General features: G+C 42.2%; 1 protein-coding gene. It reads left to right on the top strand.

Annotated elements, in window-relative coordinates; genetic code table 11:
- Positions 1–199 precede the first annotated feature (199 nt).
- Positions 200–843 (top strand): aromatic amino acid hydroxylase (locus tag HC175_RS15495; RefSeq protein WP_168139354.1); only part of this gene is annotated, 644 nt, incomplete at its 3' end.

Genomic DNA, 843 nt, shown 5'->3' with positions numbered 1-843 from the left:
AACCTGTTTAAGGAAGCCAGTCATTTAATTTCCATACATTCAAACATAGGAAAACCTACTACAAATGATAAAGTTAGGTTTAAGATAATCTTGCATTATCAAATGTTTTACGAACTCAAAAAAATAAGATTTACATTTTGACTTGGGACTCCAGACAGGATCCGGGGAGATTTAGCCTCCGGTAAATTTTGCAAAAGCTATGGAACAAGAATTTGAATCAAATGAAATTATAGACAGGCTGCCCGCACACCTGAAGCAGTTCATAAAACCTCAGAATTACGAGCATTATACTCCCATTAATCAGGCGGTTTGGAGATATGTGATGCGTAAGAATGTTGACTACCTGAGCAAGGTGGCGCACTCCTCATATCTTGACGGATTAAAGCAAACAGGTATCTCTATTGACCACATTCCTAACATGTACGGGATGAACAGGATCCTGAAAGAAATCGGCTGGGCGGCAGTAGCCGTTGATGGTTTCATTCCGCCGGCAGCATTTATGGAATTTCAGGCGTTTAATGTGCTGGTGATCGCCAGTGATATAAGGCAGTTGGAACACATTGAATACACCCCGGCACCGGATATTATTCATGAAGGTGCTGGCCATGCCCCTATCATTGCAAATCCCGAATATGCAGAATACCTGCGACGCTTTGGGGAAATAGGTTGTAAAGCCATTTCCAGCGCCAAAGATTACGAAATCTACGAAGCCATACGTCATCTTTCCATTATCAAAGAAGCTGAAGATACTCCGCAGGAAGAAATTGAAGCTGCCGAAAAAAGAGTCGACGAACTTCAAAATGACCAGCGGGAGCAAAGTGAAATGGCACAGATAAGGAACCT

The sequence above is a fragment of the Salinimicrobium oceani genome (genome assembly GCF_012037645.1).
This window is presented reverse-complemented; position numbering and strand designations above follow the sequence as displayed.